Origin of the sequence: Cupriavidus mimosae, assembly GCF_023952485.1 — a bacterium.
GTDB classification, from domain to species: domain Bacteria; phylum Pseudomonadota; class Gammaproteobacteria; order Burkholderiales; family Burkholderiaceae; genus Cupriavidus; species Cupriavidus taiwanensis_C.
The window spans coordinates 19,159-44,580 of record NZ_JALHRY010000016.1 but is presented as its reverse complement, the minus strand read 5'-3'; the positions used below and the strand labels follow the sequence as shown (position 1 = coordinate 44,580).

Genomic DNA, 25,422 nt, shown 5'->3' with positions numbered 1-25,422 from the left:
ATGGCCGGCCGGGTAGCGGCCAGTTTACGTGAGTCGCTACGGCTTGGCGAGGCAAGCGTACCCATTTCTGCGTGGTTGGCGTAGGCCGCGGGCGGGCCATCAAGCACCCTCCGCCGTGCAGGCCCCGGCAAAGTACGCTAGGCTGAAAGCTCCCCCGCAGGAGAACCCCATGCCACGTCATCCAGTGCTCGAGCGGGTCACCGCCCGCATCGTCTCCCGCAGCACCGCCTCGCGCCAGGCGTATCTTGACCGCACCCGCGCCATGGCCGGGCACAAGGTCGAACGCGCGCAGCTTTCCTGTACCAACCTCGCCCACGCGGTAGCCGCCATGCCGGACGCCGCCAAGATCCGGCTGAAGGCCGACGAGCGGCCCAACCTGGCCATCGTCTCGGCCTACAACGACATGCTGTCCGCGCACCAGCCGCTGGCCGCGTTCCCGCAGTGGCTCAAGGAAGCCGCGCTCGACGCCGGCGGCACCGCGCAGTTTGCCGGCGGCACGCCGGCGATGTGCGACGGCGTCACGCAGGGCCAGGACGGCATGGACCTGTCGCTGTTCTCGCGCGACGTGATCGCGCTGGCCACCGCGGTGGCGCTGTCGCACCAGATGTTCGATGGCGCGCTGTACCTGGGCGTGTGCGACAAGATCGTGCCCGGCCTCGTGATGGGCGCGCTGTCCTTCGGCCATTTGCCCGCGGTGTTCGTGCCCGGCGGGCCGATGACCACCGGCATCAGCAACGACGAGAAGGCGCATACACGGCAGCTCTACGCCGAAGGCAAGATCGGTCGCAAGGAGCTGCTCGAGGCCGAGACCCGCTCCTACCACGGACCCGGCACCTGCACCTTCTACGGCACCGCCAACTCCAACCAGATGCTGATGGAAATGATGGGCCTGCATCTGCCGGGCACGGCCTTCGTCAATCCCAACACGCCGCTGCGCGAAGCGCTGACGCGCGAGGCCGCGCGCCAGGCGCTCAGGCTGGTGCACGGCGGCGAGCGCTATACGCCGGTGGCCGAGGTGCTGGACGAGCGCGCCTTCGTCAACGGCATCGTCGGGCTGCTGGCCACCGGCGGCTCCACCAACCATACGCTGCACCTGATCGCGATGGCGCGCGTGGCCGGCATCGTGCTGAGCTGGGACGATTTCGACGAACTGTCGGCGGTGGTGCCGCTGCTGGCGCGCGTGTACCCCAACGGCAAGGCCGACGTAAACCAGTTCCAGGCCGCCGGCGGGCTGGCGGTGGTAATCCGCGGCCTGCTCGCACTCGGTCTGCTGCATGACGACGTCACCACCGTCGTCGGCCAGGGCCTGCAGGACTACACGCGCGAGCCGGTGCTGCGCGACGGCAAGCTGACGTGGATCGACGGCCCGGCCGCGCCGCTCGATGACAGCATCGTGCGCGCCGCCGACGCGCCCTTTGCCCCGGACGGCGGCATCAAGCTGCTCGACGGCAGGCTCGGCCGCGCGGTCATCAAGACCTCCGCGGTCAAGCCCGAGCACCAGGTGGTGCAGGCCCCGGCGATCGTGTTCGAGCATCAGGACGATGTGCTGCACGCCTTCAAGCGCGGTGAACTGGAGCGCGACTTTATCGCGGTGCTGCCATGGCAGGGCCCCGCCTCGTGCGGCATGCCGGAGCTGCACAAGCTCACGCCCACGCTGACAGTGCTGCAGGACCGCGGCTTCCATGTCGCGCTGGTGACCGACGGACGCATGTCGGGCGCATCGGGCAAGGTCCCGGCCGCCATCCACGTCTGCCCGGAAGCGCTGCGCGGCGGCGCGATCGCGCGCGTGCGTAGCGGCGACATGATGCGCGTCGACGCCACCACCGGCACGCTCGACGTGCTGGTGCCAGACGACGAATGGCAGGCACGCACGCCGGCGCGCCCGGACCTGAGCGCCAATCGCCATGGCGTCGGCCGCGACCTGTTCGCGACCTTCCGCCGCCAGGTCAGCACGGCCGAAAGCGGGGCCTGCACGCTGTTTTCGGATGAGGGTGAGGCGCAGGACGCGCGCGGCTAGCCCGGCTGCCGCGCCGGCTGGCGCGTCGGCTGCTGCGGTGGCGTGCCGGCCGGCCGCGGCGCTGCCGCGGGCGCGCTGTCGGCCACCTTCACTGCCCCCGGTACCGACGACGCACCCGGCACGTGCAACTCCTGGATCGGCACCGCCAGCTTGCTGCCGGCCTGCTCCAGCACCTGCTTGATGCGCTCGTAGAAGGCGAAGCGCACGTTCCAGTAATCGTCGTTCGAGGTCCAGTAACGCACGTTCAGCGTGATGCCCTGCTGCGTGTAGTTGACCACCATGGTCTCGGGGGCGGGCTCGGCCAGCAGCCGCGGCTCGCGCGCCAGCATCGCGCGCAGCGCTTCCAGGCTGCGCTGCACGTCGCTGTCGAAGGTCACCGTGGCCTCGATGTCCGCGCGCCGCGTCGCGTTTTCGCTGTAGTTGGTGATGGCGCTGCCCCACAGCTTGCCGTTGGGCACCCGCAGGCAGACGCCATCGAAGGTGGTCAGCTCGGTCATGAAGAGCCCGGTCTCGCGCACGGTGCCGGCCACGCCCTGCGCGTCAATGTACTGGCCCACGCGGAACGGGCGCAGCAGCACCAGCATGATGCCGGCGGCAATGTTCTGCAGCGTGCCCTGCAGCGCCAGCCCGATCGCCAGGCCGGCGGCGCCCAGCATGGCGATGATGCTGGCGGTCTGCACGCCGAACTGCGACAGCACCAGCACGATGGTCAGCACGCGCACCATCCACTGCAGCGCATTGGCCAGCAGCGGGCGCATGGTGGCATCGACATGGGTGCGGCCCAGCGCAGCGCGCGCCGCAGTGCCGACGCGGCCCGACAGCCACCAGCCGATCATCAGGATCAGGATGGCCGCCAGGCAGTTCATGCCCTGGTTGATGCCGAAGCGGACCAGGTAGGACCAGCCCGCCTCCAGCTGGTTGGCATCGATGAAGTCGAGATTCATGGGAGCGGCTCCGTTTGCGGTTGTTGTCAGGGTTGTCGACGGTGCTGGCCCGGGGACGGCGATGCGTACCCGTTTCTGCGTGCCGTGGCCGCTCCGGACGGGCTTGCCGGAACGCCGGGGGCGAGGTTTTCGTTTGACAAATTAATGACCATTGAAAGCAAAATGTCAGACGATCACCGACAAAGCCGGAAGGACGGCACATAGAAGGGGACAAGCGAAGCGGTTGGGGGTTCCCGCGAGGGTGCGCACGAGCCGGCAGGCCCAGGCGACAGGCCTTGCGCTGCCAAGGCTGGCGCCGGACCGGCCGGTAGTGGGTGAAGGCTACGCGCCTGCGCGCCAGGCGCCGGGCGTTACGCCGAATTCCGCCTGGAAACGGCGACTCAGGTGGCTGGCCGAGGCAAATCCCGCGCGGGCGGCGACTTCGTGCAGCGGGCGGCGCGGATCGGCCAGCAGCCGTTGCGCCCGCGCCAGGCGGGTCTGCAGCACCCACGCATGCGGCGGCATGCCGAACGACACCCGGAACATGCGCGCGAAGTGAAATTCCGACAGTCCCGCCAGGGCCGCCAGTTCGCCCAGGGTCGGATTGCTTTCGGGATGGCTCTCGATCCAGTCGCGCACGATCCGCCGTGCCTGCGCGGACAAGCCGCCGCGCCAGTCGGTCGGGGCGGCGCGGCCGGCGTGGGTCAGCACCAGGTGGCTGAGCGCCTCGTGCGCCAGCGCATTGCCGGCCATGCGCGCCTCGGGCAAGCGCCAGTCGAGCGCGGCGAGCTGCTGGCTCAGGCCATGCAGGCGCGGATCGTCAGCAAAGGTCAGGTCGCGCAAGGCAACCGAGCGGGGCTCGCGGTCGAGCAGGCGCACGCAGTGCCAGGCCAGGGTTTCGGGACGGAAATACAGATGCAGGAAGCGCTGCGGGCCGCCGACATGCCAGCGTGACTCATGGTCGGCCGGCAACAGGCATAGCCTGCCCGGGGCACCCTTGTTGCCGGGCTGGTCGCGCCGGTAGGTGGCGTGGCCGCCCTGCAGGTAGACCGACATGGTGTGGTGGCCGGGCCGCGCATAGCCGGTGTTGTCGTTCCGGTTGCGCCACAGCGCCACGCCCACGCCATCGCCCAGTGCCGCGGCACGCTCCAGCGAGGCACGCGAGCCGCTGAGCGCGGCAAACACCGCGTGGCGCTGGAGCGGATCGGTCGGCAAGGTCATGTGGCGCAAGGCGTGGGGGGATGCGGGGGGGCGATGCGAGTGGCAACAATCGGGCACGACTTTCAGCGACGAAAGTTGGCGCGCGAAGGCCTCACTATACCGCCGTCAGCGCCACCGCCGCGCACGCAGAAACGGGTACGCCCCAGCCATCGCCATGCCGGCCTGCACGCGCCGCGCGGCTGGTTCACGCGGGATGTTCATGGAGCTTGTCGCGCGCCGCCAGCGCCGGGAACAAGCGCATCCACACGGCTACCACCAGCAGCGTGCCGACCCCGCCCAGGACCACCGCGCCCAGCGGGCCGAACAGCGCGGCGGTGACGCCGGACTCGAACTCGCCCAGCTGGTTGGAAGCGCCGATGAACACCGAATTGACGGCGCCGACGCGCCCGCGCATATCGTCGGGCGTATCGAGCTGGACCAGCGTGGAGCGCACCACCACGCTGATCATGTCCGAAGCGCCCAACACCACCAGCGCCGCCATCGACAGCGGCAGCCAGGTCGAGACCCCGAACACTACCGTGGCGACGCCGAACACCGCCACCGCGGCGAACATCACGCGTCCCGCGCGCCGGTTCAGCGGATGGCGCGCCAGCCACAGCGCCATCGCCAGCGCGCCGATGGCCGGAGACGAGCGCAGCAGTCCCAGCCCCCAGGGCCCGGTATGCAGGATGTCGCGCGCGTAGATCGGCAACAGCGCCGCGGCGCCGCCCAGCAAGACCGCGACCATGTCCAGCGAAATCGCGCCCAGCAGCACCGGGCGGCTGCGGATATAGGCGAAACCGGCAAAGACGGTGCGCACGCTGACCGGCGCGGTCAGCCGCTGCGCCGCCTGGCGCAGCGTGATGCCGCCCACCAGCAGCGCGGCGATCGCAAACAGCGTCGCGCTCAGCGTGTACACCACCCCCGGGCCGGCCACATAGGCGAAGCCGCCGATGGCCGGGCCGATGATGATGGCGGCCTGCCCCGCCGAGCTGGCCAGTGCCACCGCCCGCGGCAGCTGCCGCGGCGTGACCACGCTGGGCAGCAAGGCCTGCAGCGTCGGGTTCTCGAACGCGCGCGTGGCGCCGATCAGCGCGACGAAGACAAAGATGTGATGGCTGTCGATCCAGCCGCCCAGGCTGGCGGCGGCCATGCCGGCGGCCAGCAGCGCCTCGATCGACTGGCAGGTGCGCACGATGCGGCGCCGGTCGAAGCGGTCCGCCACATGGCCCGACATCAGGATCAGCACCACCGACGGCAGGAACTGCACCAGCCCGACCATGCCCAGCATCAGCGGGTCCCGCGTCAGGTCGTACATCTGCCAGCCCACCGCCACGGTGAAGATCTGGTAGCCGATGGTGGTGCAGAGCCGCGCGAACCAGTAGCGGCGAAAGACGGAATCACGGAAAACGCTGTCCGGCGCGGCGGCCGGAACGGTGGCAGGGGAAGACATGGACGGGGCGGGAAGGGAGCTGAGTTTGCGCGGCGAAGGGGTTTGCCATGCGCAAAGGGCAGATTCTAAAGCGTACGTTTAATTGCTGCATGCAAATGCCCACGCCTGCACACCAAATCCTCGAAATGTGTCGGATGGAGCGCGTGCTTTGCATCGTTGTCAGCACAATGATGCAGCGACGCGACACGCGCCAGCGTCGCAAGCATGGGCTTCTCGCTTTTGAGAATCACTCGCATTTATAATCGCCGCCCATTGGCGCGCCCGTCCGGACCACCGCTTCCGGCGCAGCGGGACGCGCCGCTCTCCCAGGAAACTCACCTTGCAGCCCGCTTTCCGTCTGACCGGGGGTGCCCTCGGCGCCGCCCTGCTATTTGCCCAGCTTGCCGCCATGCCGGCCCACGCCGCCGAACCGGCTTCCGCAACGCCCGCCACTGCCACCATCGCCAATACCGAAGCCACGCTGAACACGGTCACCGTGGTGGGCAACTGGCTGGAAAACGCCAACGAGGCCAAGGTGCTGGAGCATCCGGGCGCGCGTACCATCGTCGACCGCGAGACCTTCGCCGAAGCCGGTGCCAACAATGTGCGCGAAGTGCTGCGCCGCATTCCCGGGGTGCAGGTGCAGGAAAACAACGGCACCGGCGGCAGCGATGTCTCGCTGAACGTGGGCGTGCGCGGGCTGGCCTCGCGGCTGTCGCCGCGCTCGACCATCCTGATGGACGGCGTCCCGCTGGCGGTGGCGCCCTACGGCCAGCCTCAGCTGTCGATGGCGCCGCTGTCGCTGGGCAACCTCGAGACCATCGACGTGGTGCGCGGCGCGGGCTCGGTGCGCTACGGCCCGCAGAACGTGGGCGGCATCATCAACTTCGTGACGCGCCCGATCCCCACGACCTTCGCCGCCGATGCCTCGGTCTCGACCGACATCTACAGTCAAGGCGGCAACGTCAAGACCAACCCGACCGCATTCATCGGCGGCACCAACGAGCAGGGGCTGGGCGGGGCGCTGCTGTACTCGGGCATCCACGGCAATGGCTACCGCGCCAGCAACGACCACGTCAATATCGACGACCTGCTGCTCAAGGGCGCGTACCGGATCTCGAAGACCGATTCGCTGAGTGCCGCGTTCCACTACTACGAAGGCACGGCCGGCATGCCCGGCGGACTGACGCCGGCGCAGTACGCCGCCGATCCGTTCCAGTCGGTGCGACCGTTCGACAATTTCAGCGGCCGGCGCCACGACTTCAGCCTGAAATACAGCCACAACGACGCCGACCGCAAGTTCGAGGTGCTGACCTACTACACCGACAGCTTCCGCGGCAGCAATATCGAGCAGGAAGGCACCGGCGCGCAGGCCGGCCAGCGCCGCCTGACCGCGGCCCCGCGCAACTACCACACCTTTGCGATCGAGCCGCGCTACTCGCAGCTGTTCCGCGGCGACAGCATGAGCCACGAGGTCAGCGTCGGCTACCGCTTCCTGCGCGAAGCCAGCGACGAGCAGGCATCGCGCACCGCGTTCTATGTGCCGGGTTCGATCGATGCCACCACGCTGCCCTCGCCGGTCTACCAGTGGCGCACCGGCGGCACCACCGCCAATGCGGTCTATATCGACGACACCATCAACGTCGGCAACTGGACCATCACCCCAGGGCTGCGCTATGAGTTCATCCGCTCGTACGTGACCGACAACTTCAGCGGCGTGCGCCGCGACGTGTCTTCCAACGAGCCGCTGCCGTCGCTGGCGGTGATGTACCACGTGAGCGACCAGTGGAAGCTGTTCGCCAACGCCGGCGTGTCGTTCGGCCCGCTGCAGTATTTCCAGATCGCGCAGACTACCAATGGGCTGACGCCGGAAAAGGCCAAGACTTACGAGATCGGCACGCACTTCAACGCCAATGGCTGGGGTGGCGAGCTGACGCTGTTCAACATCGACTTCGACGACGAACTGCAGCTGCGCGGCGGCACTGGCGGCTCGCCCGAGGCATGGACCAATCTTGGCGCCACCACCCACCGCGGCGTGGAATCGTCGCTGCGCTATGACTTCGGCGCGCTCGACAAGTCGCTGATCGGCCTGTCGGCCTATGCCACCTACACCTACACCGAAGCCACCTACAACCAGGGCAACTTTGCCGGGCGCGACCTGCCGTTCTATTCGCGCCACGTGGCCACGGTGGGCATGCGCTACGCGCGCAACCGCTGGTCGTTCAATGTCGACGGCTTTGCGCAGTCCAAGCAGCATTCGCCGGGCGACCCGAGCACGTCGACCACCTACCAGACTGCAGAGAGCGCCAACGGCGCGCTGGGCGATATCCCGGGCTATGCGCTGATGAACCTGCGCGTGGGCTATGACTTCGGCAAGGCCGCGCAGAACCTGAAGCTGGCGGTGGGCGTGAAGAACGTGTTCGACAAGCGCTATTTCACGCGCTCGACCGACAACAATGCCGGCAAGTATGTGGGCATGCCGCGGACCTTCTATATCCAGGCGTCGCTGGCGTATTGAGGCGCTGCCAGCCCCATCACCGCACGCACAGCAAAACGGCTCGCCATGGCGAGCCGTTTTGCTGTGCACGAGTACGATGATCAGACGATCTCGCGCGTCTCCAGGAACTGCAGCTCCGGGAACCGTTCCTGCGTCAGCCGCAGGTTGACCATGCTCGGCGCCAGGTAGACATGGTCGCCGGCACCGTCCAGCGCCACGTTGTGCCCGGCCTTGGCGATCAGCTTCTCGATCTCCGCCGGCGTGCCCTTGAGCCAGCGCGCGGTGGCGCATTCATGCGATTCGAAGATGGCGTCGACGCCGTACTCATGCTCCAGCCGGTGCGCCACCACGTCGAACTGCAGGATACCCACGGCCCCCAGCACCAGGTCGTTGGACGCCAGCGGGCGGAACATCTGCGTGGCGCCCTCTTCCGCCAGCTGCTGCAGGCCCTTCTGCAGCTGCTTGACCTTGAGCGGGTTGTTCAGGCGCGCGCGGCGGAAGAACTCCGGCGCGAACGACGGGATGCCGGTGAACTTGAGCGGCTCGCCCTCGGTGAAGACATCGCCCAGGCGAATGGTGCCGTGGTTGGGCACGCCGATGATGTCGCCGGCATAGGCTTCTTCAGTGGTGTTGCGGTCCTGCGCCATGAAGGTGATGGCGTTGTTGATCGCAACGGTCTTGCCTGCCGAAACGTGCAGCAGCTTCATGCCGCGCTCGAAGCGGCCCGAGCACACCCGCACGAAGGCAATGCGGTCGCGGTGGCGCGGATCCATGTTGGCCTGGATCTTGAACACGAAGCCGGTGAACTTGGGCTCCTGCGGCTCGACCACGCGCGAATCCGTGTTGCGCGCCAGCGGCGGCGGCGACAGTTGGCACAGCGCATCCAGCAGCGACTGCACGCCGAAGTTGTTGATGGCCGAGCCAAAGTACACGGGCGTCTGCTTGCCGTTCAGGAAAGCCTCCTTGTCGAAGGTGTGCGAAGCTCCGCGCACCAGTTCGATTTCGATGCGCAGCTCTTCGGCCTGGCTGCCGAGGATGCGGTCCAGCTCCGGATTGTCCAGGCCGTCAAGGATCGCTGCCGTGCCCTTGTCGCCGTGCGGGTCGAACAGCTGCACCTTGTCGTCGATCAGGTGGTACACGCCGCGGAAGGCCTTGCCCATGCCGATCGGCCAGGTCATCGGCGCGCACTGGATCTGCAGCACGTCCTCGATTTCATCGAGCAGTTCGATCGGCGAGCGGCCCTCGCGGTCGAGCTTGTTGATGAAGGTCAGGATGGGGGTGTCGCGCAGCCGGCAGACGTTCAGCAGCTTGATGGTCTGCGCTTCCACGCCGTTGACCGAGTCGATCACCATCACCGCCGAGTCCACCGCCGTCAGCGTGCGGTAGGTGTCTTCGGAGAAGTCCTCGTGGCCCGGGGTGTCGAGCAGGTTGACGATGTTCTCCTGCGCCTTGCCGTCCGCGCTGTCGCGTCGGTAGGGGAACTGCATCACCGACGACGTCACCGAAATGCCGCGCTGCTTTTCCAGCTCCATCCAGTCCGAGGTGGCATGGCGGTCGGCCTTGCGCGCCCGCACTTCGCCTGCGACCTGGATCGCGCCGCCAAACCACAGCAGCTTTTCGGTCAGGGTGGTCTTGCCCGCGTCGGGGTGGGAGATGATGGCGAAGGTGCGACGACGCGCAATTTCAGGAACGAGCGAGCTCACGGCAGCGGAATCAGACTGGGAAATATTGGGATGGCCCGGCGGTGGCCGGAACCTGGACCGGCAGCGCCGCGGGCGGCCGCAGGGCCGGGCCCCGCGGGCACGCGAAGGGAATGGGGCGTTATTTTACCGGTTTGGGCGCCGCTACGGGATTTGCGTTGTCGCCGGCCGGCTCCCCCGCCCCGCTCCATGCCCGCTTCGGCGCGCTGCCGCTACTCGGCCAGCTTGTCCGCCGGCTTGCCGCGCAGGCTGCCGAACTGCAGCGCGTACTGGCGCGTGAGCTCGGCACCGAAGAAGAATATCTGTGCCGAGTAATACACCCACAGCATCAGCGCCACCACCGAGCCGGCTGCACCATAGGACGAGGCCACGGCGCTGTTGCCCAGGTACAGCCCGATCAGCCGCTTGCCGATCGAAAACAGCAGCGCGGTGATGACCGCGCCCATGGTGACGTCGCGCCAGGCGATGCGCGCATTGGGCAGCATCTTGAAGATCACGGCGAACAGCGCGGTCACCACCGCGAACGAAAACACCGAGGAGATGACTTCGGCCACCGGCGCAAACCACGACTGTGTCCACAACTGCCCCCAGATGCGCTCGACCACCGCCAGCCCGGCATTGACGATCAGCGACACCAGCAGCATGAAGGCCAGCACCAGCACCAGGCTGAACGACAGCAGGCGCGTGCGCAGCAACTGGCGCCAGCCGGCGGTGTCGGGCACCGGCACGTGCCAGATGTCGTCCAGGCTGCTTTTGAGCTCGGCAAAGGCGCTGGTGGCGCCGACGAACAGGATGCCGGTCGCGATCAGCGCGGCCATGCCGCTGCCGCCGGCGCGGTGCGTGGCGGCCAGGATGCTCTCGATGGCGGCGGCGCCCTGGTCGCCGACCAGCCCTTCGAGTTGCGTGAAGATCTCGCCGCGCGCCGCCTCGGCGCCGAAGAACAGGCCGGCGATCGAGATCACCAGCACCAGGATCGGCGCCAGCGAGAACAGCATGTAGAAGGACAGCGCCGCACCCTTGCTGGCGGCGCGGTGCGCGAACCACGAGGTGATCGCGGCGCCCACCACGCGCAGCGTGCGCGCACCGGTGTGGCGGTCGGGCAGCCAGTGCGGACGGTGCCGGCGCGGCGGTGGCACGCCTTCGGCGGCGGGCGAAGAGGAAGGTTCGGTCTTGTCAGTCACGGCCTGGAGCTGGCGCGATCCGGCGCGGGGACCGCGGATGGATTGCGCCTGCCCGCGCGGCGGGCGCTGCGTTCATCATACTGCGCATTGCGCCGCTTGCCCAAGGCGGGCCCTGGCGCGGCGCGCGGCAGGCGACCTGCTACAGTAAGACCAGGCATACCTGCCGGCGCATCCGTTGCCCGCGCGCCGGCGCAAGGAGGCACCCGTGACCTGCAACCTCCGCGCACGCCCGGCGGCCGTGCTGGCCATCCTCGCCGTGCTCGGCTGCGCCGGCTGCGAGCGCACCCAGCCCGGACCCAAGCCGATCTCCGGCACCGCATCGGGCGCCGTGCCCTCGGCAGCGCCTGCCGCGACACCGTCCAGCCCGGCCAATCCCTCTGGCACCTCGGGCCAGCCCCGCTGATTGCACGCGGGTTGTGCCACGCGCGTACCCGTTTCTGCGCGGCCATGCACCGCCCCGTCTTACTGGCGCGATGCACCGCGGTAACTCGCGTGCATGACTGATGTAAGGCCAGTTTCAATCGTGCAACGGCTGCGAGGCCGTGGCGCCACCCCTCGCGACGACGGCAAAGCGCCGGCCAGTGCGCGCCAGCGGACAGCAGCGCCATGCCTGCGCCGCCACGGCGCCAGCGCAACGCGTTGCAGTGGCGCAACCGATTGATCCAGCGCCGCCGCGCAGTGGCGACCAGTTACTGCGAACCGTCTCGCAAAGCCGCGTGGCACAAGCGTTTGCGGCCCTTGGCACACTTGTCGCTCTGGCTTGCCCAAGGCGCACAGTGCAGCCCCGCGCCAGTTCCGTCAAACCCGTCGTTGCGCGCTGGAGATCACCACATGCGTCATCCGCCTTCCCGCATGACGGCGCGCCGGCGCGCATACCGCCTGGCCGGTCCGCCGCCGTCAGAGATGGACCTGGTGTCGGCGCCGCTGCTGCCCTATCCGCGCGCGCGCGTGCAAGTCACGCGCAGCGCGCACGGCATGGCATGCGTGGCGATCCGCAGGCCGGCGCAGGCCAGTCCGGCCTGCCGCCGGCACGCGGGCAAGCGGCGCGCATGACAGGCCGACACAACAGGCGGCCACGCGAGCCAGCGTGACCGCGCGGATTAGTGTTCCGTCCCCCGGCGGGCACTTTTTTTCCACAGGGAGATGCCGACCATGAAAGCTGCAATGCTCGCCACGGCGCTGGCGATCGGCTCGGGCAGCGCGGCGGGCGCCAGCTACGCGTGGTTCGACCGCCCCGACGCGGACGACGCGAACAGCCACGCCGCGGTCAGTCATGACGTCTATGTGCGCGGCTTCGGCTGGGCGTGGGGAGAACTGCGGCTGGATCCGGGCACGACCGGCAGCGAAACGCTGGCGCCGCCCGCGCGGCACGCTCGCGATGGCCAGCGCCGCCGCGACATCGTGCCGTGGCCGGCCCAGGATGCCTGCGAGCTGCCGCGGCGGGCGCGCGGCAAAATCAGCATGAACCTCGCCACCGTGCCCGCACAGGCGACCGGCGGCAGGTTCGCGGACGGAATCGCGGACGGGAAGTGGGCCACGAGGCCCCCGCGGGTAGTGCGCTGACGTGCCGGCCGGCACGGGGAAAGGCGGAACCGGCGAGCGGACGTCGCCGGTTCCCCTTTCCCGCTGGCGCCTGTAAGGGCCGAAGGACCGGCCATAGAGCAAGCGCCGCGCGACCGATGTCCTGGTTCCCTGTCCGCCCTTGTGAGCTATTCCCCCGCCGAGGCGTGGCTCTCCACACGGATGTTGTGCTTGTGCATGAGCCGGTACAGGGTCACGCGCGACACGTTGAGCTCGCGCGCGGCCGGCACCACGTGGAAGCCGTGGCTGGCCATCACGGTGCGGATCGCTTCGCGCTCGGCTTCTTCGCGGATCGCATCGAGGGTCTTGCGCGGCAGCTCGGCGCCGTTGTGCAGTTGCAGGTCTTCGGCGGTGATCTTGCGGTTGTCGGTCATCACGATGGCGCGGCGCACGCGGTTGATCAGTTCGCGCACATTGCCTGGCCAGGCGTACTGCATCATCGCCTGCGTCGCGCAGGCGGAGAACCCGCGGATACGCCGGTGCGCCTCATGGCCGTGCTCGGCCAGCACCGCGTTGGCCAGCAGCAGGATGTCCTCGCCGCGCTCGCGCAGCGCCGGGATGGACAGCGTCAGCACGCACAGCCGGTGGAACAGGTCCGAACGGAAGCGCCCGTCGCCCTGCGCCGCCACCAGGTCCACGTGCGTGGCCGAGATGATGCGCAGGTTCAGCGGGATCGACTGGTGGCCGCCCAGCCGCGTGATCGTGCCCTGCTGCAGGAAGCGCAGCAGCGCTACCTGGCTTTCCAGCGGCAGGTCGCCGATTTCGTCGAGAAACAGCGTGCCGCCCTCGGCCTGTTCGATCCAGCCGATCTTGCGCTGGTTGGCCCCGGTAAACGCGCCCTTTTCATAGCCGAACAGTTCTGACTGCACCAGGTGCGAGGGAATGGCGCCGCAGTTGATAGCGATGAACGGGCCCTTGCGCCGGCTCGAGGCATCGTGGATCGCCTGCGCAGCCAGCTCCTTGCCGGTGCCGGACTCCCCCGAGATAAATACCGGCGCCTCGTTGTGCGCCACCTTGGCGAGCGAGCGGAACATCGCCCGCATCGCCGCGCATTCGCCGATCATGGTGCCGCGCGACGCGGTTTCCTGCGGACGCGTGCCGTGCAGCGACGCCATGCCGCGCGCATGCCGCAGCGTGTACAGCAACTCCGGCATCGAGAACGGCAGGCGCACGTAGTCGACGCAATAGTCGCGGATCATCCGCCGTACGCGCTCGTCGGCCAGCATCGTATCGGAGGTGATCGCCACCCAGGTGATATGCAGGTGCTGCAGGGCCTGTTCCAGCTGCGCGAACTCGGCCTCGCTGTAGTCGGACTGCAGGTCGATCACGCCGGCCGCGGGCGGGCAGGCGCGCACCGCGCGCTCGGCATCGCGAACCTGCGCGACGCGGCGGATTTCCCATTCCGTGCCGATCACGGACGGGTCGAAACCAAAATCTTCATGACGCGACACGACCACGAGCTGTGCAGTGCGTGACGCCTTGCACAGTCGGTCCATCACGATCTCCCGGACGTTAGGCTTGTTCTTGGTGCCGGCACCCGTGGCCGCCGTGGCGGCGCGCGTCCGAGGCGGACGGTGGGGCTGAACTGGCTGCGGGCATGCGCCCGCGGTCGACGTCGGTGTCACGAGCTGGACAGACTGCGGGTGGATTCATCAGGCGCGGCAAGGTAATCCGCGCCCGGCTGGAGCTGCTCGCGGATGCGCCGCCGCACGGCCTCCTTCTCGCGCATCAACTCCACGCGAGGCGCCTGCGGCGACTGGCCGGAGTACTGGTAGTAGAGCGTCTTGTAGGTCAGCTGGCTCAGGATCCATTCCTGCAGCAGCGTGCGCTGACGCGCCAGTTCCCCTTGCAGCAAGCGATGGCGACGCAGCAGGTTGGATACCGCCGCACGCGCGCTGTCACTGAGTCCGCTGTCTTCGGCAAGCAGGGCGGCGACATCCGCGGTGGCCGCTTCCACCGCGGCCAGTTTGGCGGGCACTTCACCTGCGGCTTCCCCCACGGCAGCCCAGGCTTGATGCATAGATCGGATGGAGCGGTGACTGGACTCCCTGACAGGCCCGATGGCGGGTCGCCGGATCTCTCCTGCGGTCATGATTATCCCCGTTGAACAACATCCCCCGGCACTGCACGTCTACGTTTACCACTTCTTCGGTCTTGGAATTTTCTTGTCTGCGTGGCGCGCATGTTGTCCGCACGCTCCCGGATTGTGGGCGGCGCCGTCATTGACATTGACGGTCTCTGTCCCGAAAGCACCGCCGCCCTGGCGCATTGCGCCGACGCGCTTTCGGTCTGGCTCCGGCACCCTGCCGCATACACCGGAGTCAAGAAGGGGCGCTTGCCGCGCCCCTCTTTGCCACGCCTATAGTTCAGTGCATTTGCAGCGGTTTGTCCAGCCCCGTGTGGGTGACTTACAGCCAATCTCATCCTTTGGTATGAGCCCTCGCGCACACTCGCGAACGCGCCGGCAACAGCACGCCAGAGCGCGCTTTCGCGCGCAGATGGCGCAACCATACTACGCAGAAACGGGTACGCTTCGACACCCCACCGCGGCAGGGACATGTGCCAGTGCGTGGTGGCAGCGGCCATGGCGGCCGGCACGCAGAATCGGGTACGCTTGCGCCGGCCACGCGCTATCGTTCGCCCGCAGAAACGGGTACGCGACCGTCGGCGGGGAAGCGCGACGCCGGCCGGCAAGGGACAAAAAAAGAGCGGCCCTTGGGCCGCCCTGCTATCGGGTGCTGCCGCGATCCGTGCGCGTCAGTGTCCCGGGAGGTAATAGAACTTGAAGATAAACACGGCGGCAATGACCCATACCATCACCGGCACGCTGCGTGCGCGCCCGGTCAGCAGCTTGAGCGCCGCATAGCTGATAAAGCCGAACGCCACGCCGTTGGCGACGGAATAGGTGAAGGGCATGCCCAGCGCCGTCATCACCGCGGGCACCACCTCGGTGACGTCGTTCCAGTCGATTTCCAGCAGTTCACGCAACATCAGGCACGACACGTACAGCAGCGCCGGCGCGGTGGCATAGGCAGGCACCGTTCCCGCCAGCGGCGCGATAAACAGTGCCGCGAGAAACAGCACGGCCACCGTCACCGCGGTGAGGCCGGTACGTCCGCCGGCCTGCACGCCCGACGCGCTTTCGATATAGGCCGTGGTGGACGACGTGCCCAGGAACGAGCCCGCCATGATGGCGGTGCTGTCGGCCATCAGCGCCTTGTTGAGCCGGTCCATCTTGCCGGCCTTGAGCAGGCCCGCGCGGTTGGCCACGCCCATCAGCGTGCCGGTCGCATCGAACAGTTCCACCAGGAAGAACACCAGCACCACGTTGATGATGCCGATCGACAGGGCCGCGGTGATATCGAGCTTGAACAGCGTCGGGCTCAGCGACGGCGGCGCGGAAAAGACACCGTGGAAGGTGTTGCCGGCAAAGGCGAAACTCAGCAGCGTGGTGAGCAGGATGCCGATCAGGATGGCCCCCTTCACGCGCAGGTGGTCCAGCGCCACGATCACGAAGAAGCCGACGATCGCGAGCACCGCCGAAGGCTGGTGCAGGTCACCGATGGTGACCAGCGTGGCCGGGCTCGCGGTGACGATGCCGGCGTTCTTCAGCGCAACGATGGCCAGGAACAAGCCGATGCCCGCGGTAATCGCCACGCGGATGGAATGCGGAATGCCGTTGACGATCATCTCGCGCACGCGGAACAGCGTCACCAGCAGGAACAGGCAGCCGGAGATAAAGACCGCGCCCAGCGCCGCTTCCCACGGGAAACCCATGCCCTTGACCACCGTGTACGCAAAATACGCGTTCAGGCCCATGCCGGGCGCCATCGCAATCGGATAGTTGGCGTAGAAGCCCATGATCAGCGTGCCGATCGCCGCGGCCACGCAGGTGGCGACGAACACCGCGTCCTTGGGCATGCCCGCATCGCCGAGGATGGAGGGATTGACGAAGATGATGTACGCCATCGTCAGGAACGTGGTGATGCCGGCCAGGATCTCGGTACGGACATCGGTATGGTGCTCGCGCAGCCTGAATACCCGCTCGAGCAGCGAGGGCGCGGCGTGGGGCGCGGCAGGGGTGGATGTGCCCGGCTTGGAAGCGGGATCCGGCATCGACATGAATGGTCTCCTGGTGTCTTATCGTGTCCGCGGCAAGCGGGGGCCCGTGGTCAGTCCAGGTGCCGGGCGGACTGGCCCGCCGGCCGCGCATGCCCTGAACGGGCAAGCGAACTCTGTACCGCCCGGACCGGCGCCGACACGGCGGGCACGAATAGGCAACATGCAAAAGGCGTGATGATCCCACGACGCGCACGGGCCGGGCCAGCCCCGATGCCCGCGCGGCCAGGGTGAGCCATGCGGATCGCCCCCAACTTGACGATGGCGGCATTCCCCCGTATAAACGCGCCTAGATTCAAGCGACGAGGCAACAGTTCATTCGTTAGCCACCGTCTGGTACTTCGGTTGTCCATGGTGTCCTTTCCTTGAGTTCCCCGTGTCGGATGACGTGTTCGTCATGCGATCTATTTTTGTCCTTTTTCTGGAAAGCAATCATGCAAACCGGTATCGTCAAGTGGTTCAACGACGCCAAGGGCTTCGGCTTCATCAAGCCGGACGCAGGTGGTGACGATCTCTTCGCTCACTTCTCGGAAATCCGCTCCGAGGGCTTCAAGTCGCTGCAGGAAAACCAGCGCGTGCAGTTCGAAGTCAAGAATGGCCCGAAGGGCCTGCAGGCCGCGAACATCACCCCGCTGTAAGCATTGGCCGCCCCGGCGCACCTGGTGTGCGCCGCACAGCGTAAGAACCCCGCCCATGGCGGGGTTTTTTGTTTTCTGTCGCAGCGTCACGGCGCGTCCTAGTTTCCCTCCTCCCTTTTCCCCTCTTTCTCGTCTCTTCGCGCTCCCCGCCCTGATCAGAAGCCGCTCGTCAACGCCGCGACCCCGCGACGCAGAAACGGGTACGGAATGTTGCAGCGCAGGGCGACAGGCCCCGGGCCATTCGCACGCAGAAACGGGTACGTGCTGCCACACAGCCCATTCGTTCGGCCTAACAGCCACGCAGAAACGGGTACGCATTGACCCGTCGCTTCGTCCTGCGCCTCCGATGGGGCGCAGAAACGGGTACGCAGCAAAAATTTTTTGTGCCCTCGTCTGGGCTGCCCAACCGCCTCCAGGCCCGATCTATCCACATCCCCGGCGCCGGCCAGCCGGCGCAGAAACGGGTACGCCCCGTGTTGCGACGCAGAACCCGGCCCCTGCTCCTTCCCCCTGGCTTCTCTTCGCAGAAACAGGTACGGGAGTGCGCCGATCGGCCCGCATGCGCCTTCGCAGAAACGGGTACGCACCGGCGCAGCATTGGCATGGGGCAACTTGCGGATGCCAGGTTTCCCTCCAATAGCGTCGCAGAAACGGGTACGCAGTGGCGAGACCTCGCCTGATCACGTATACGTTGGGTGTGAGTACTAGCTTTTTATATGCTGCCCATGTATAATGGAAACTTGGTGAAAGTTCCGTTTGCACCCCAGGCGGAATCGACGCAGAAATGGGTACGCCCTGCTGTGCCGCCCTCATCATCGGGACACGCAGAAACAGGTACGCCGAAGGGAGAAGCCAGGCGCGAGGCTCCGGTCGCAGAAATGGGTACGCCGCAGAAACGGGTACGCTGCGGCGTCCTGATGGCGCAGATCTGAGGCCGGCGCAGAAACGGGTACGCTTTGACCAGGGTTTTCGCAGAATTGGGTACGCGGGCGCCGCTCAACGCGCCAGTTGTGCACTGGCGCGCGAACTTGTTTCTGCGGGGATAACCGCCTGTCGGCGCAGTTATCCACCGGTTTTGGGCGGGAACCGGCGATCCTGCGCGCCTGGCAGTCAGTGATCTCGCAGAATTGGGTACGCTTTACGGGGTCCTGGCTGTGGAGAAGCCTGTGGGAGACGGCGGTTATCCCCGCAGAATCCGGTTCGCGCCGCCCGCAGATACAGGTTCGGGTGGCCGCAGATACGGGTTCGGCCCTTCGCTGAATCGGGTACGGATCGCCGCAGAATCGGGTTCGCGGGGCGGTGATTTTCGCTTACGAATCAACGGGCTTGGCTTCACGTATACGGTTTACAAGTAGTTAACCCGTATCGGTATCGTTTACTGGTAGCTGATGGCTGGCGAACCGTGGACAACCCTGCCGGGTTGCCCACCGTCCGCCACCATGCGACCAGCCATTAGATCCTCCCGGCTGGCAAGAACCCCGTGAGCAATGCGGTTGCTTGTGTACCTGTTTCTGCGTGACAAGCTTTGCGGCTTCGAGTACAAAGGCGGGTAATCCGAAGCAAGCCACTATGCCCATCAAACGCTCCCCGGCCGCCACGGGGGATCGAAGCGTCCTCGACCTGGACGCCGAACCCTCCCGCATCATTGTTCCCGGCAACGAGAACAACCTGGTTCCGTCCGAGAAATTCCAGCGCCTGTTCGACGAAGCGCAGGCCATGGAGCGCGAAGACGCCTGGCAAAGCGGCGAGGTCGGCTTCCTCAGCCGCGCCAGCGTCCAGGTCACGTTGCCATATCGCGCGCCCAAGGGCGCGCCGCCGGTCTGGACCCGCACCAGCGGCAATATCTCGCTGATGATCCAGCCGGGCTATTTCACGCAGCAACGCTCCGAGCGCGCCGCCAACGGCCGCCAGAAGCTGGTGTCGGAGACAGTGTCGCTGGGATACCCGTATGGTTCCTATCCGCGCCTGATGCTGGCCTGGATCGGCAAGGAGATCATGGCGAAGAAGAAGCGCGGCGAATTCACCGGAACGGTGGAAGACCGGCGTATCTCGCTTGGCAATTCGCTGTCGGAGTTCATGTACAACCTCGGCATCCCGATGGCCACCGGGGGCAAGCGCGGCACCATGACGCTGGTACGCCAGCAGATGATCCGCCTGTTTTCGGCGACCATCGCCATCGTGCAGAACAAGTCGACGCCGAGCCAGAACCAGAATCCCAACCACGAACCGCTGTCGATCGATCGCGTGGGCTACCTGCTGGCCGACCAGCTGTCGACCTGGTGGGACCCGATGCAGCCCGGCCAGGGCTCGATGTTCGAGAGCTTCGTGGTGCTGTCGGAGCCGTTCTTCAACGAGTTGGTCAACCGGCCGGTGCCGGTGGACATGCGCGCGCTGAAGGCGCTCAAGCAGTCGCCGTTCGCGCTCGACGTCTACTCGTGGCTGACCTACCGGTTCTTCACGATCCAGCGCCGCACCGAGATCCCCTGGGAAGCGCTGCAGATGCAATTTGGCACGGAAACCGAAAGCGAACGCAAGTTCCGCGCGCTGTTCCGCAAGGCTTTGAAAGATGTGCTGGTGGTCTACCCCGGTGCCAAGGTGGACGCGGATTCGTCCAAGGCGCTGATCCTGCAGCCGTCGCGTACCAGCGTGCGCAAGCTGGGCTGATATCGGCCCCGGGCAGAACGGCCCGGACGCAAAAAAGGCAAGCGCGAAACGCTTGCCTTTTTTGTTGTCCGCTGCGAACGCGTCGCGGCGGGTGAGAGCTCAGCCGAGGCTGGATCAGGCCGGCTTGATTGCCGAAGCCTGCAGGCCCTTCGGGCCTTGCTTGACTTCAAACGTCACGCGCTGCCCGTCCTTCAGGGTCTTGAAGCCCGAGCCCTGGATTTCCGAGAAGTGCGCGAACAGATCTGCACCGCCGTCGTCCGGGGTAATGAAGCCAAAGCCCTTGGTCTCGTTGAACCACTTGACCGTACCGGTTGCCATAGGAATTTCCTTTTCGAAGCAAGTTCTTGTACACAACGCAAACAACCGTTCAAGCACGTTGAGTTCTCGTAGATACCGAACGGAAGCCGACGAGGTGACACGACTTGACTCGACTGTAGCGCGCATCATAACCACTTTGGATTACGGTGTCATGTGCGGCGTAATGCGCACTACAGATACTTTAGGCACATTACGGTCCGATTTTCAAGCAATTTTACCGACTTGCGCGATTTCCCCGGTCTTAAGGACAATTCGACCGCATCAGCCTTGAAATACTTTTTTTGTTAAATTGGAAAACGGTTGATACGTCACCTGGTTTTGGCTACAGTTGCGCCTTAAGAATCAACCGCGCTTTCAGCGCTGAAAGAGAGGTCGCAGTGCCAGCCAAAATCATTACGGTCTTCAACCAGAAAGGCGGTTGCGGCAAGACGACGGTCAGCATGCACCTTGCCGGCACGCTAGGCTTGCGCGGTGCGCGCTCGATGCTGGTCGACATGGACGAGCAAGGCACCGCCACCCGATGGGCGGCGCAGGCCAGTGACGAGCGGCCGTTCCCGGCCTCGGTCATCGGGCTGGCGCCATCCGGCGGCGCCATGCACCGCGAGGTTCGCAAATTCGTCCAGGATTATGACTACATCGTTGTGGATTGCCCGCCGGCGGTTCATTCGGCGGCGCCATCCAGCGCGTTGCTGATCTCCGACCTCGCCATCATTCCCGTCGTGCCTTCCCCGCCCGACCTGTGGGCCGCGGTGGCCGCCAAGACGCTGGCCCAGCACGCGCAGGTACAAAATGAATCGCTGCTGATCCGGGTCATGGCCAATATGGTCCAGCGCCGGGTGTCGATTGCACGCCAGGCGATTGAGATTCTTGGCGACGATGGCGACGTCCCGCTGTTGAATTCGATGATCGGCTCGCGTTCGGCGTTCCGCGAATGCCAGGCGATCGGCTGCACGGTCCACGGCGTGGCCGGCGCGCGCGAGGCGGTGCAGGAGGTCGACATGATGGTCGATGAAGTGTTGTCTTTGATTGAGCAATAGGCATGGCTACCAAACTAAAGAGCCTGAAGGCCGGCATGCTCGCCGGCATGGCGGCCGAGAAGAGCCGGAACGATACGATGGACCGCTTCGCAAGGGCGGAAGCGGCAATTTCCCAGCATCCCAACGGCCTGCTGCAGGGCAGGGGGGGTGCCGAAACATTGCCCGGTTTCAGCGCTGAAAGTCTCGACGACGTCGCCGCGGGCCGGCAGTTGATCCGGATCCCGCTGGCGCTGCTGCATGACAACCCGCTGAACGCGCGTCGCATCTACGATCCTGCCGTGGTGCAGGAGCGCGCCGCGTCGATCGCCACACACGGCCAGAAGACGCCCGGCCTGGCGGCGCCGGATCCGGCGCGCCCGGGCCACTACATCCTGATCGACGGCCATTACCGCAAGCGAGCCCTGGCATCCGCCGGCAAGCTCGAAATGGAATGTTTTGTCGAGAACGACCTGAGCGACCTGGATTTCTACCGGCTGTCGTTCATGCTGAACGAGCAGCGCTCGGACCAGTCCGCGCTCGACAATGCCATCGCCTGGCGCCAGCTGCTCGATGAAGGCAAGGTCCAGAAGGAAGAAGAAATCTGCGAGCTGACCGGCATCTCCGCGGGCACCGTGAACAAGACCCTCGCCTTGCTGCGCCTGCCGGAATCGGTGCTGGGCGTGATGCGCGAATGCCCGAGCGCGATCGGCATTGCCGCCGGCTATGAACTGACGCTGTACTTCAAGCTGGCGGGCGAGGAGCGGACCCGCGAACTGGCGGGGCGGATCATCCACGACGGGCTGTCCAGCCGCGAGGTCGAGGCGATCCGCAAGCAGGCGCAGGAAGGCAAGGCGCGCAAGGTCAAGGAGATCAGCCGCCAGTACAAGATCCGCACCGACAGCGGCCAACTGCTCGGCACCATCAAGGAATGGGATTCCGGACGCGTGATGCTGGACGTGCAACTGACCGACCGCAGCGCGCGCGAGGCCCTGGTTGAAGCCCTGAAGTCTCGCTTCGGACTTGACAAGACGTTGCTTTGAAACTCTGAATCGAACAGCCGCCAGTTCGGCTCCGCGGTGACGCGGGTGCCGACATGCCAGGCGGGGCAATATGCGGGGGCAGTGGCGACACTGCCCCCCATTGTTTTCAGGCCATCAGATCCCGTGGCGAACGTGCCGCGAATGCCGGATCACAGCGCTTGCGATAGCGCTCGAGCATGGCCGCCAGCAAGGCATGCAGGCCGCGCACCGAATACCCGCCCAGTGGTTGTGCCGCGCGCTTGCGGCGGGCACGCCCGGTGGGCGGCGCCGTCGCGGGGCCGATCAGGCATGCGTCTTCCATGCCTGGACCCTCCCATTGCAGATTGCGGTCCTGCCAGTGGCGCGCCAGCGCCGTCCGTGTCGCGGGCGCAAGGCCGCGACACGGGCAGGGCGCGTTCCCGTGATTGCCGCAGGTGGATGATTCGATGGCCATGCCGTCTGTGGCCCCGGCCAGGGACAGCGATCGCAGCGTCGCCGCTGACAACTGATCCAGGCTGAGCTGACGCTCGCGCAGCAGCAGGATGGCGGCGCGCGCGGCGCGGTAGCGCTGGCCGTCGCGGGCCTCGGCTTGCGATGTCAGCCATGCCAGGAAGGCAGCGACGCTGTCTTCCGGCAGCGCAGCGCGGGCGGTCGGCGTAACCGCCGCCGCGTCCGGCGCCGTCGCCATTTCGATCTGCGCCGGCCAGCGCGCCGCGCAAGGGTAGCCGTTATCGTGCATCCATCGGAACAACGCGGCCAGCACGCGCAGGCTGTGGCGCTGGCTGGCCGGGCTCAGCGCGCCGGTCAGCGGCCGCCATGCGGCCTGGTGGCGCGGCGCACGGGGTCCGCACCAGCGGCTGGCGGGTTCCGGGCTGGCCAGGAACGCCAGGTAGTGCTGGCGGTCGTCCAGGTCCAGTTGCGACAGCCCCTTGCTGCGCTCCAGCGCCGCCCACAGCAACAGCCGCTCCGCCTCCTTGCGATACGCGGCAAAGGTGCTGCCCTGGCCGTCGGTGGCATGACGCAGCCACGCCTTTACCACCGTTACGCCGTGGCTGTACGGGCAGGCGTGACCGGTGCCGAAAGCCGCTGCCGGCGCCTCGCTCAACCACTCCAGCGGCAACGGCTGGCGCAGGGCGGGACCCAGCGCCGCCGGTTGCAGCGGCGCGCGGTTGCCGACGTGCGCGTGCAGCAGCGGCGCGCCATCCGCCCCCTTGAAGACCGAGCGATGCTCGCCGAGCCAGCGGTTGATGGCAGTGCCGGCGAGCGCGCCAATGCGCGGCACGGCTCGCCACCAGGCGGTACCGCGTTGATTGGCCAGAGCAAAAAGAGCTTTAAGAGTCACAATATCGGCATTGCGCAGCCGCCGCGCCAGGGCCGGAGCAAACCACAGTTCCACACTATGCTGGGCCTGCGGAGCCGCCGTGCCCAGTCTTTCCAGTTCGCCGAGTGCATCCACCCGACGATCCATGCCGCGGTTCGACCTCCCGGGGCCGGCCAGCAGCAGGTCGGCCAGGTCCGCGCGGCCGTGCAGGTGCGCAAGCTGGACCATGCGGTCGCGCAAGGCCAGCAGGATGCGCAGCGCCGACTCGGCGCCGGCGTCATCGTCGTCTGTGTCGTCGGAGAGGTAGCGGGGCACTACCATCGCCGCCGGCATGCCCTGGACATAGGCGCGCACGGCGGCGAACTCGCGTCGGGTGAGGCTGACAGAGGGCGCGGCAGGAATCATCGGCAGCTTGCGCAGTATCGCTAACTTATTGATTTATAAGACACCCGGGCAGAGGCTGAAATCGTCCGACCCGAAATGCATAGCAAAAGGCAATGCCGATAATTTTATGCGCGATGACGCAGGATGCACAGGCCCGCGGGTAAGGTTTGGTCCGTATGCTGCAATCAGCCCGCAGCGGACCTGGCGGGCAGCGGCGCAAAGCGCCGGTTGGGGATTACCCGCTGCAGCGCACCATTACCTTGCATTCGCGGGGCACGTTTCATATGCTGCAGCTCAGGAGTTATAAATACTTAGATCAGACTTCAGCCGAATCTAAGGCTCTTGCAACATAAGCGTTTCACACGCAAACCGGGGCGATCCGGTATCTCCAGGGTGAGAACGACCCGCAGCCAGACGGGAAGGCTGCACGGCGGCCCCGGAGCCATGGCGGATCGTATGGAGGTGCAACCGCAGGATAGCGGGGCACGTCCGACAAGCAGGCACGGATTTTCGCGGGGTTCGTGCTTGCCGCAATAATAAGAGAGCGGCCATGGCCACCATCCTCTTGATCGAGCCTCACCCCCTCCTGCGCCTGGGTCTGCGCCACCTGCTGGCCCAAGCACACCTCGACGGCGACCTGCTGGACATCGATCCGCTGGCGCCCATCGATTCCGATCTGTGGCTCAACGATGCCGACCTGATGGTCTATGGATTGCCGGCGGACCAGGCCAGCGGCTGGTCCCTGCTCGAGCAGTTGTGCCAGCGGCTGCGGCCACAGCGGGTGCTGGTCCTCAGCGAGCAGGCGATGCCCGCGCTGCCCGAGGCCGGACTGCCGGAGCCGGTGCGCGGCTGCGTGCCCAAGCATTGCAGCGCCGACGCGCTGGATGCGGCGGTGCGGCTGGTGCTGGCCGGTGGCGAGTGCTTCCCGGCGTCGACCCAGCCATTGCCGGGCCGGCACGCCGGCACGGAACCCGTCGCGGCGCACCTGGCGCCGGCGGCCCCCGGCGATGCCCGGGTGGTGGCGCTGCGTCCCGGCTTGGACGCCGCCGGCCACGACAGCGCGGCGCCGGTGGCGCAACGCCAGTTCGCCGCGCACGCCACCGCGTACGAAACGCCATCGGCCGGCGCGCACCTGCTCAACATCACCGAGCGCCAGTACGAAGTGCTGGCATTGCTGGCACGCGGCTATCCGATCAAGACCGTCAGCCGCATGCTGAATATCTCGATCGCCACCGCCAAGACGCATGCCTGCACCCTGTATCAGCGTCTCCATGTGCGCAACAAGGGCGAAGCGGTCTACGTGGCCCTGCAAAGGGGTGCCACGCTCAACTGGGCGGGACCGGACCCGGCGGCAGCGCCCGCGCGTATGCCGGCGCCGGTAGGCCAGGCGGCTTGAGCCGGTTGCGCGCGCC

The 25,422-nt window shown here is 66.8% G+C and carries 20 protein-coding genes; 10 read left to right on the top strand and 10 right to left on the bottom strand.

Features of this window, described 5'->3' with window-relative positions:
• The first annotated feature begins 169 nt into the window (after window positions 1-169).
• Window positions 170-2,017, top strand: a complete 1,848-nt coding sequence (gene edd / locus MKD50_RS24705; protein WP_240071338.1) for a phosphogluconate dehydratase — start codon at window positions 170-172, stop codon at window positions 2,015-2,017.
• Here edd and MKD50_RS24700 read toward each other — a convergent pair.
• The 3 genes from MKD50_RS24700 to MKD50_RS24690 all read right to left on the bottom strand — a co-directional run bounded on the left by MKD50_RS24700 (window position 2,014) and on the right by MKD50_RS24690 (window position 5,593).
• Window positions 2,014-2,961 (bottom strand): mechanosensitive ion channel family protein, encoded by a 948-nt coding sequence (locus tag MKD50_RS24700; protein WP_115699311.1) that lies wholly within the window; start codon window positions 2,959-2,961, stop codon window positions 2,014-2,016. The two genes, edd and MKD50_RS24700, sit on opposite strands and share 4 nt — an antisense overlap.
• A 321-nt stretch (window positions 2,962-3,282) precedes the next feature.
• Window positions 3,283-4,161: a helix-turn-helix domain-containing protein gene (locus tag MKD50_RS24695; protein WP_252669087.1), complete on the bottom strand. Its 879-nt coding sequence runs from the start codon at window positions 4,159-4,161 to the stop codon at window positions 3,283-3,285.
• A gap of 184 nt (window positions 4,162-4,345) precedes the next feature.
• Window positions 4,346-5,593, bottom strand: coding sequence for an MFS transporter (locus MKD50_RS24690; protein ID WP_252669086.1), 1,248 nt, complete (start codon window positions 5,591-5,593; stop codon window positions 4,346-4,348).
• Between the two features lie 319 nt (window positions 5,594-5,912).
• Between MKD50_RS24690 and MKD50_RS24685 the strand changes: the two genes are divergently transcribed.
• The gene (locus MKD50_RS24685) at window positions 5,913-8,090 is read left to right on the top strand and encodes a TonB-dependent receptor family protein (RefSeq protein ID WP_252669084.1); all 2,178 of its coding nucleotides are present in this window, start codon (window positions 5,913-5,915) and stop codon (window positions 8,088-8,090) included.
• 80 nt (window positions 8,091-8,170) lie between these two features.
• Here the strand turns inward: MKD50_RS24685 and MKD50_RS24680 are convergent, their stop codons facing one another.
• Window positions 8,171-9,772 (bottom strand): peptide chain release factor 3, encoded by a 1,602-nt coding sequence (locus tag MKD50_RS24680; protein WP_115699315.1) that lies wholly within the window; start codon window positions 9,770-9,772, stop codon window positions 8,171-8,173.
• Between the two features lie 209 nt (window positions 9,773-9,981).
• Complete coding sequence (locus MKD50_RS24675; protein WP_501993637.1) at window positions 9,982-10,905, bottom strand: YihY/virulence factor BrkB family protein; 924 nt, start codon at window positions 10,903-10,905, stop codon at window positions 9,982-9,984.
• Window positions 10,906-11,155: 250 nt separating this feature from the next.
• Here MKD50_RS24675 and MKD50_RS24670 point away from each other — a divergent pair, with 250 nt between their 5' ends.
• The 3 genes from MKD50_RS24670 to MKD50_RS24660 all read left to right on the top strand — a co-directional run bounded on the left by MKD50_RS24670 (window position 11,156) and on the right by MKD50_RS24660 (window position 12,513).
• Window positions 11,156-11,353 (top strand): hypothetical protein, encoded by a 198-nt coding sequence (locus tag MKD50_RS24670; protein ID WP_240071341.1) that lies wholly within the window; start codon window positions 11,156-11,158, stop codon window positions 11,351-11,353.
• A gap of 428 nt (window positions 11,354-11,781) precedes the next feature.
• Entirely contained in the window at window positions 11,782-12,003 is a 222-nt protein-coding gene (locus MKD50_RS24665) for a hypothetical protein (protein ID WP_240071342.1), read from the top strand.
• A gap of 99 nt (window positions 12,004-12,102) precedes the next feature.
• A complete protein-coding gene (locus MKD50_RS24660) occupies window positions 12,103-12,513 on the top strand; it encodes a hypothetical protein (RefSeq protein ID WP_252669082.1) in 411 nt (136 codons plus the stop codon).
• 146 nt (window positions 12,514-12,659) lie between these two features.
• Here MKD50_RS24660 and MKD50_RS24655 read toward each other — a convergent pair whose 3' ends face one another.
• The 3 genes from MKD50_RS24655 to MKD50_RS24645 all read right to left on the bottom strand — a co-directional run bounded on the left by MKD50_RS24655 (window position 12,660) and on the right by MKD50_RS24645 (window position 16,653).
• Window positions 12,660-14,027, bottom strand: a complete 1,368-nt coding sequence (locus tag MKD50_RS24655) for a sigma-54 dependent transcriptional regulator (RefSeq protein WP_115699319.1) — start codon at window positions 14,025-14,027, stop codon at window positions 12,660-12,662.
• Window positions 14,028-14,152: 125 nt separating this feature from the next.
• Window positions 14,153-14,623, bottom strand: coding sequence for a hypothetical protein (locus tag MKD50_RS24650; protein WP_115699320.1), 471 nt, complete (start codon window positions 14,621-14,623; stop codon window positions 14,153-14,155).
• A 665-nt stretch (window positions 14,624-15,288) separates the two neighbouring features.
• Window positions 15,289-16,653: an NCS2 family permease gene (locus tag MKD50_RS24645; RefSeq protein WP_115699321.1), complete on the bottom strand. Its 1,365-nt coding sequence runs from the start codon at window positions 16,651-16,653 to the stop codon at window positions 15,289-15,291.
• Window positions 16,654-17,084: 431 nt separating this feature from the next.
• Here MKD50_RS24645 and MKD50_RS24640 point away from each other — a divergent pair, with 431 nt between their 5' ends.
• Window positions 17,085-17,288, top strand: a complete 204-nt coding sequence (locus MKD50_RS24640; protein WP_115699322.1) for a cold-shock protein — start codon at window positions 17,085-17,087, stop codon at window positions 17,286-17,288.
• 1,569 nt (window positions 17,289-18,857) lie between these two features.
• Window positions 18,858-19,952, top strand: a complete 1,095-nt coding sequence (locus MKD50_RS24635; RefSeq protein ID WP_012354866.1) for a replication protein RepA — start codon at window positions 18,858-18,860, stop codon at window positions 19,950-19,952.
• Window positions 19,953-20,066: 114 nt separating this feature from the next.
• Here the strand turns inward: MKD50_RS24635 and MKD50_RS24630 are convergent, their stop codons facing one another.
• On the bottom strand, window positions 20,067-20,270 hold the full coding sequence (locus tag MKD50_RS24630) for a cold-shock protein (protein WP_006159056.1): 204 nt from the start codon (window positions 20,268-20,270) through the stop codon (window positions 20,067-20,069).
• 377 nt (window positions 20,271-20,647) lie between these two features.
• On the opposite strand from MKD50_RS24630, the gene MKD50_RS24625 reads away from it, so the two are divergent.
• On the top strand, window positions 20,648-21,307 hold the full coding sequence (locus MKD50_RS24625) for an AAA family ATPase (protein WP_012354867.1): 660 nt from the start codon (window positions 20,648-20,650) through the stop codon (window positions 21,305-21,307).
• 2 nt (window positions 21,308-21,309) lie between these two features.
• The gene (locus tag MKD50_RS24620) at window positions 21,310-22,326 is read left to right on the top strand and encodes a ParB/RepB/Spo0J family partition protein (RefSeq protein ID WP_240071345.1); all 1,017 of its coding nucleotides are present in this window, start codon (window positions 21,310-21,312) and stop codon (window positions 22,324-22,326) included.
• A gap of 106 nt (window positions 22,327-22,432) precedes the next feature.
• Here the strand turns inward: MKD50_RS24620 and MKD50_RS24615 are convergent, their stop codons facing one another.
• Window positions 22,433-24,031, bottom strand: coding sequence for a phage integrase family protein (locus tag MKD50_RS24615; RefSeq protein WP_252669080.1), 1,599 nt, complete (start codon window positions 24,029-24,031; stop codon window positions 22,433-22,435).
• Between the two features lie 529 nt (window positions 24,032-24,560).
• On the opposite strand from MKD50_RS24615, the gene MKD50_RS24610 reads away from it, so the two are divergent.
• The gene (locus MKD50_RS24610) at window positions 24,561-25,406 is read left to right on the top strand and encodes a helix-turn-helix transcriptional regulator (RefSeq protein WP_252669078.1); all 846 of its coding nucleotides are present in this window, start codon (window positions 24,561-24,563) and stop codon (window positions 25,404-25,406) included.
• Window positions 25,407-25,422 lie beyond the last annotated feature (16 nt).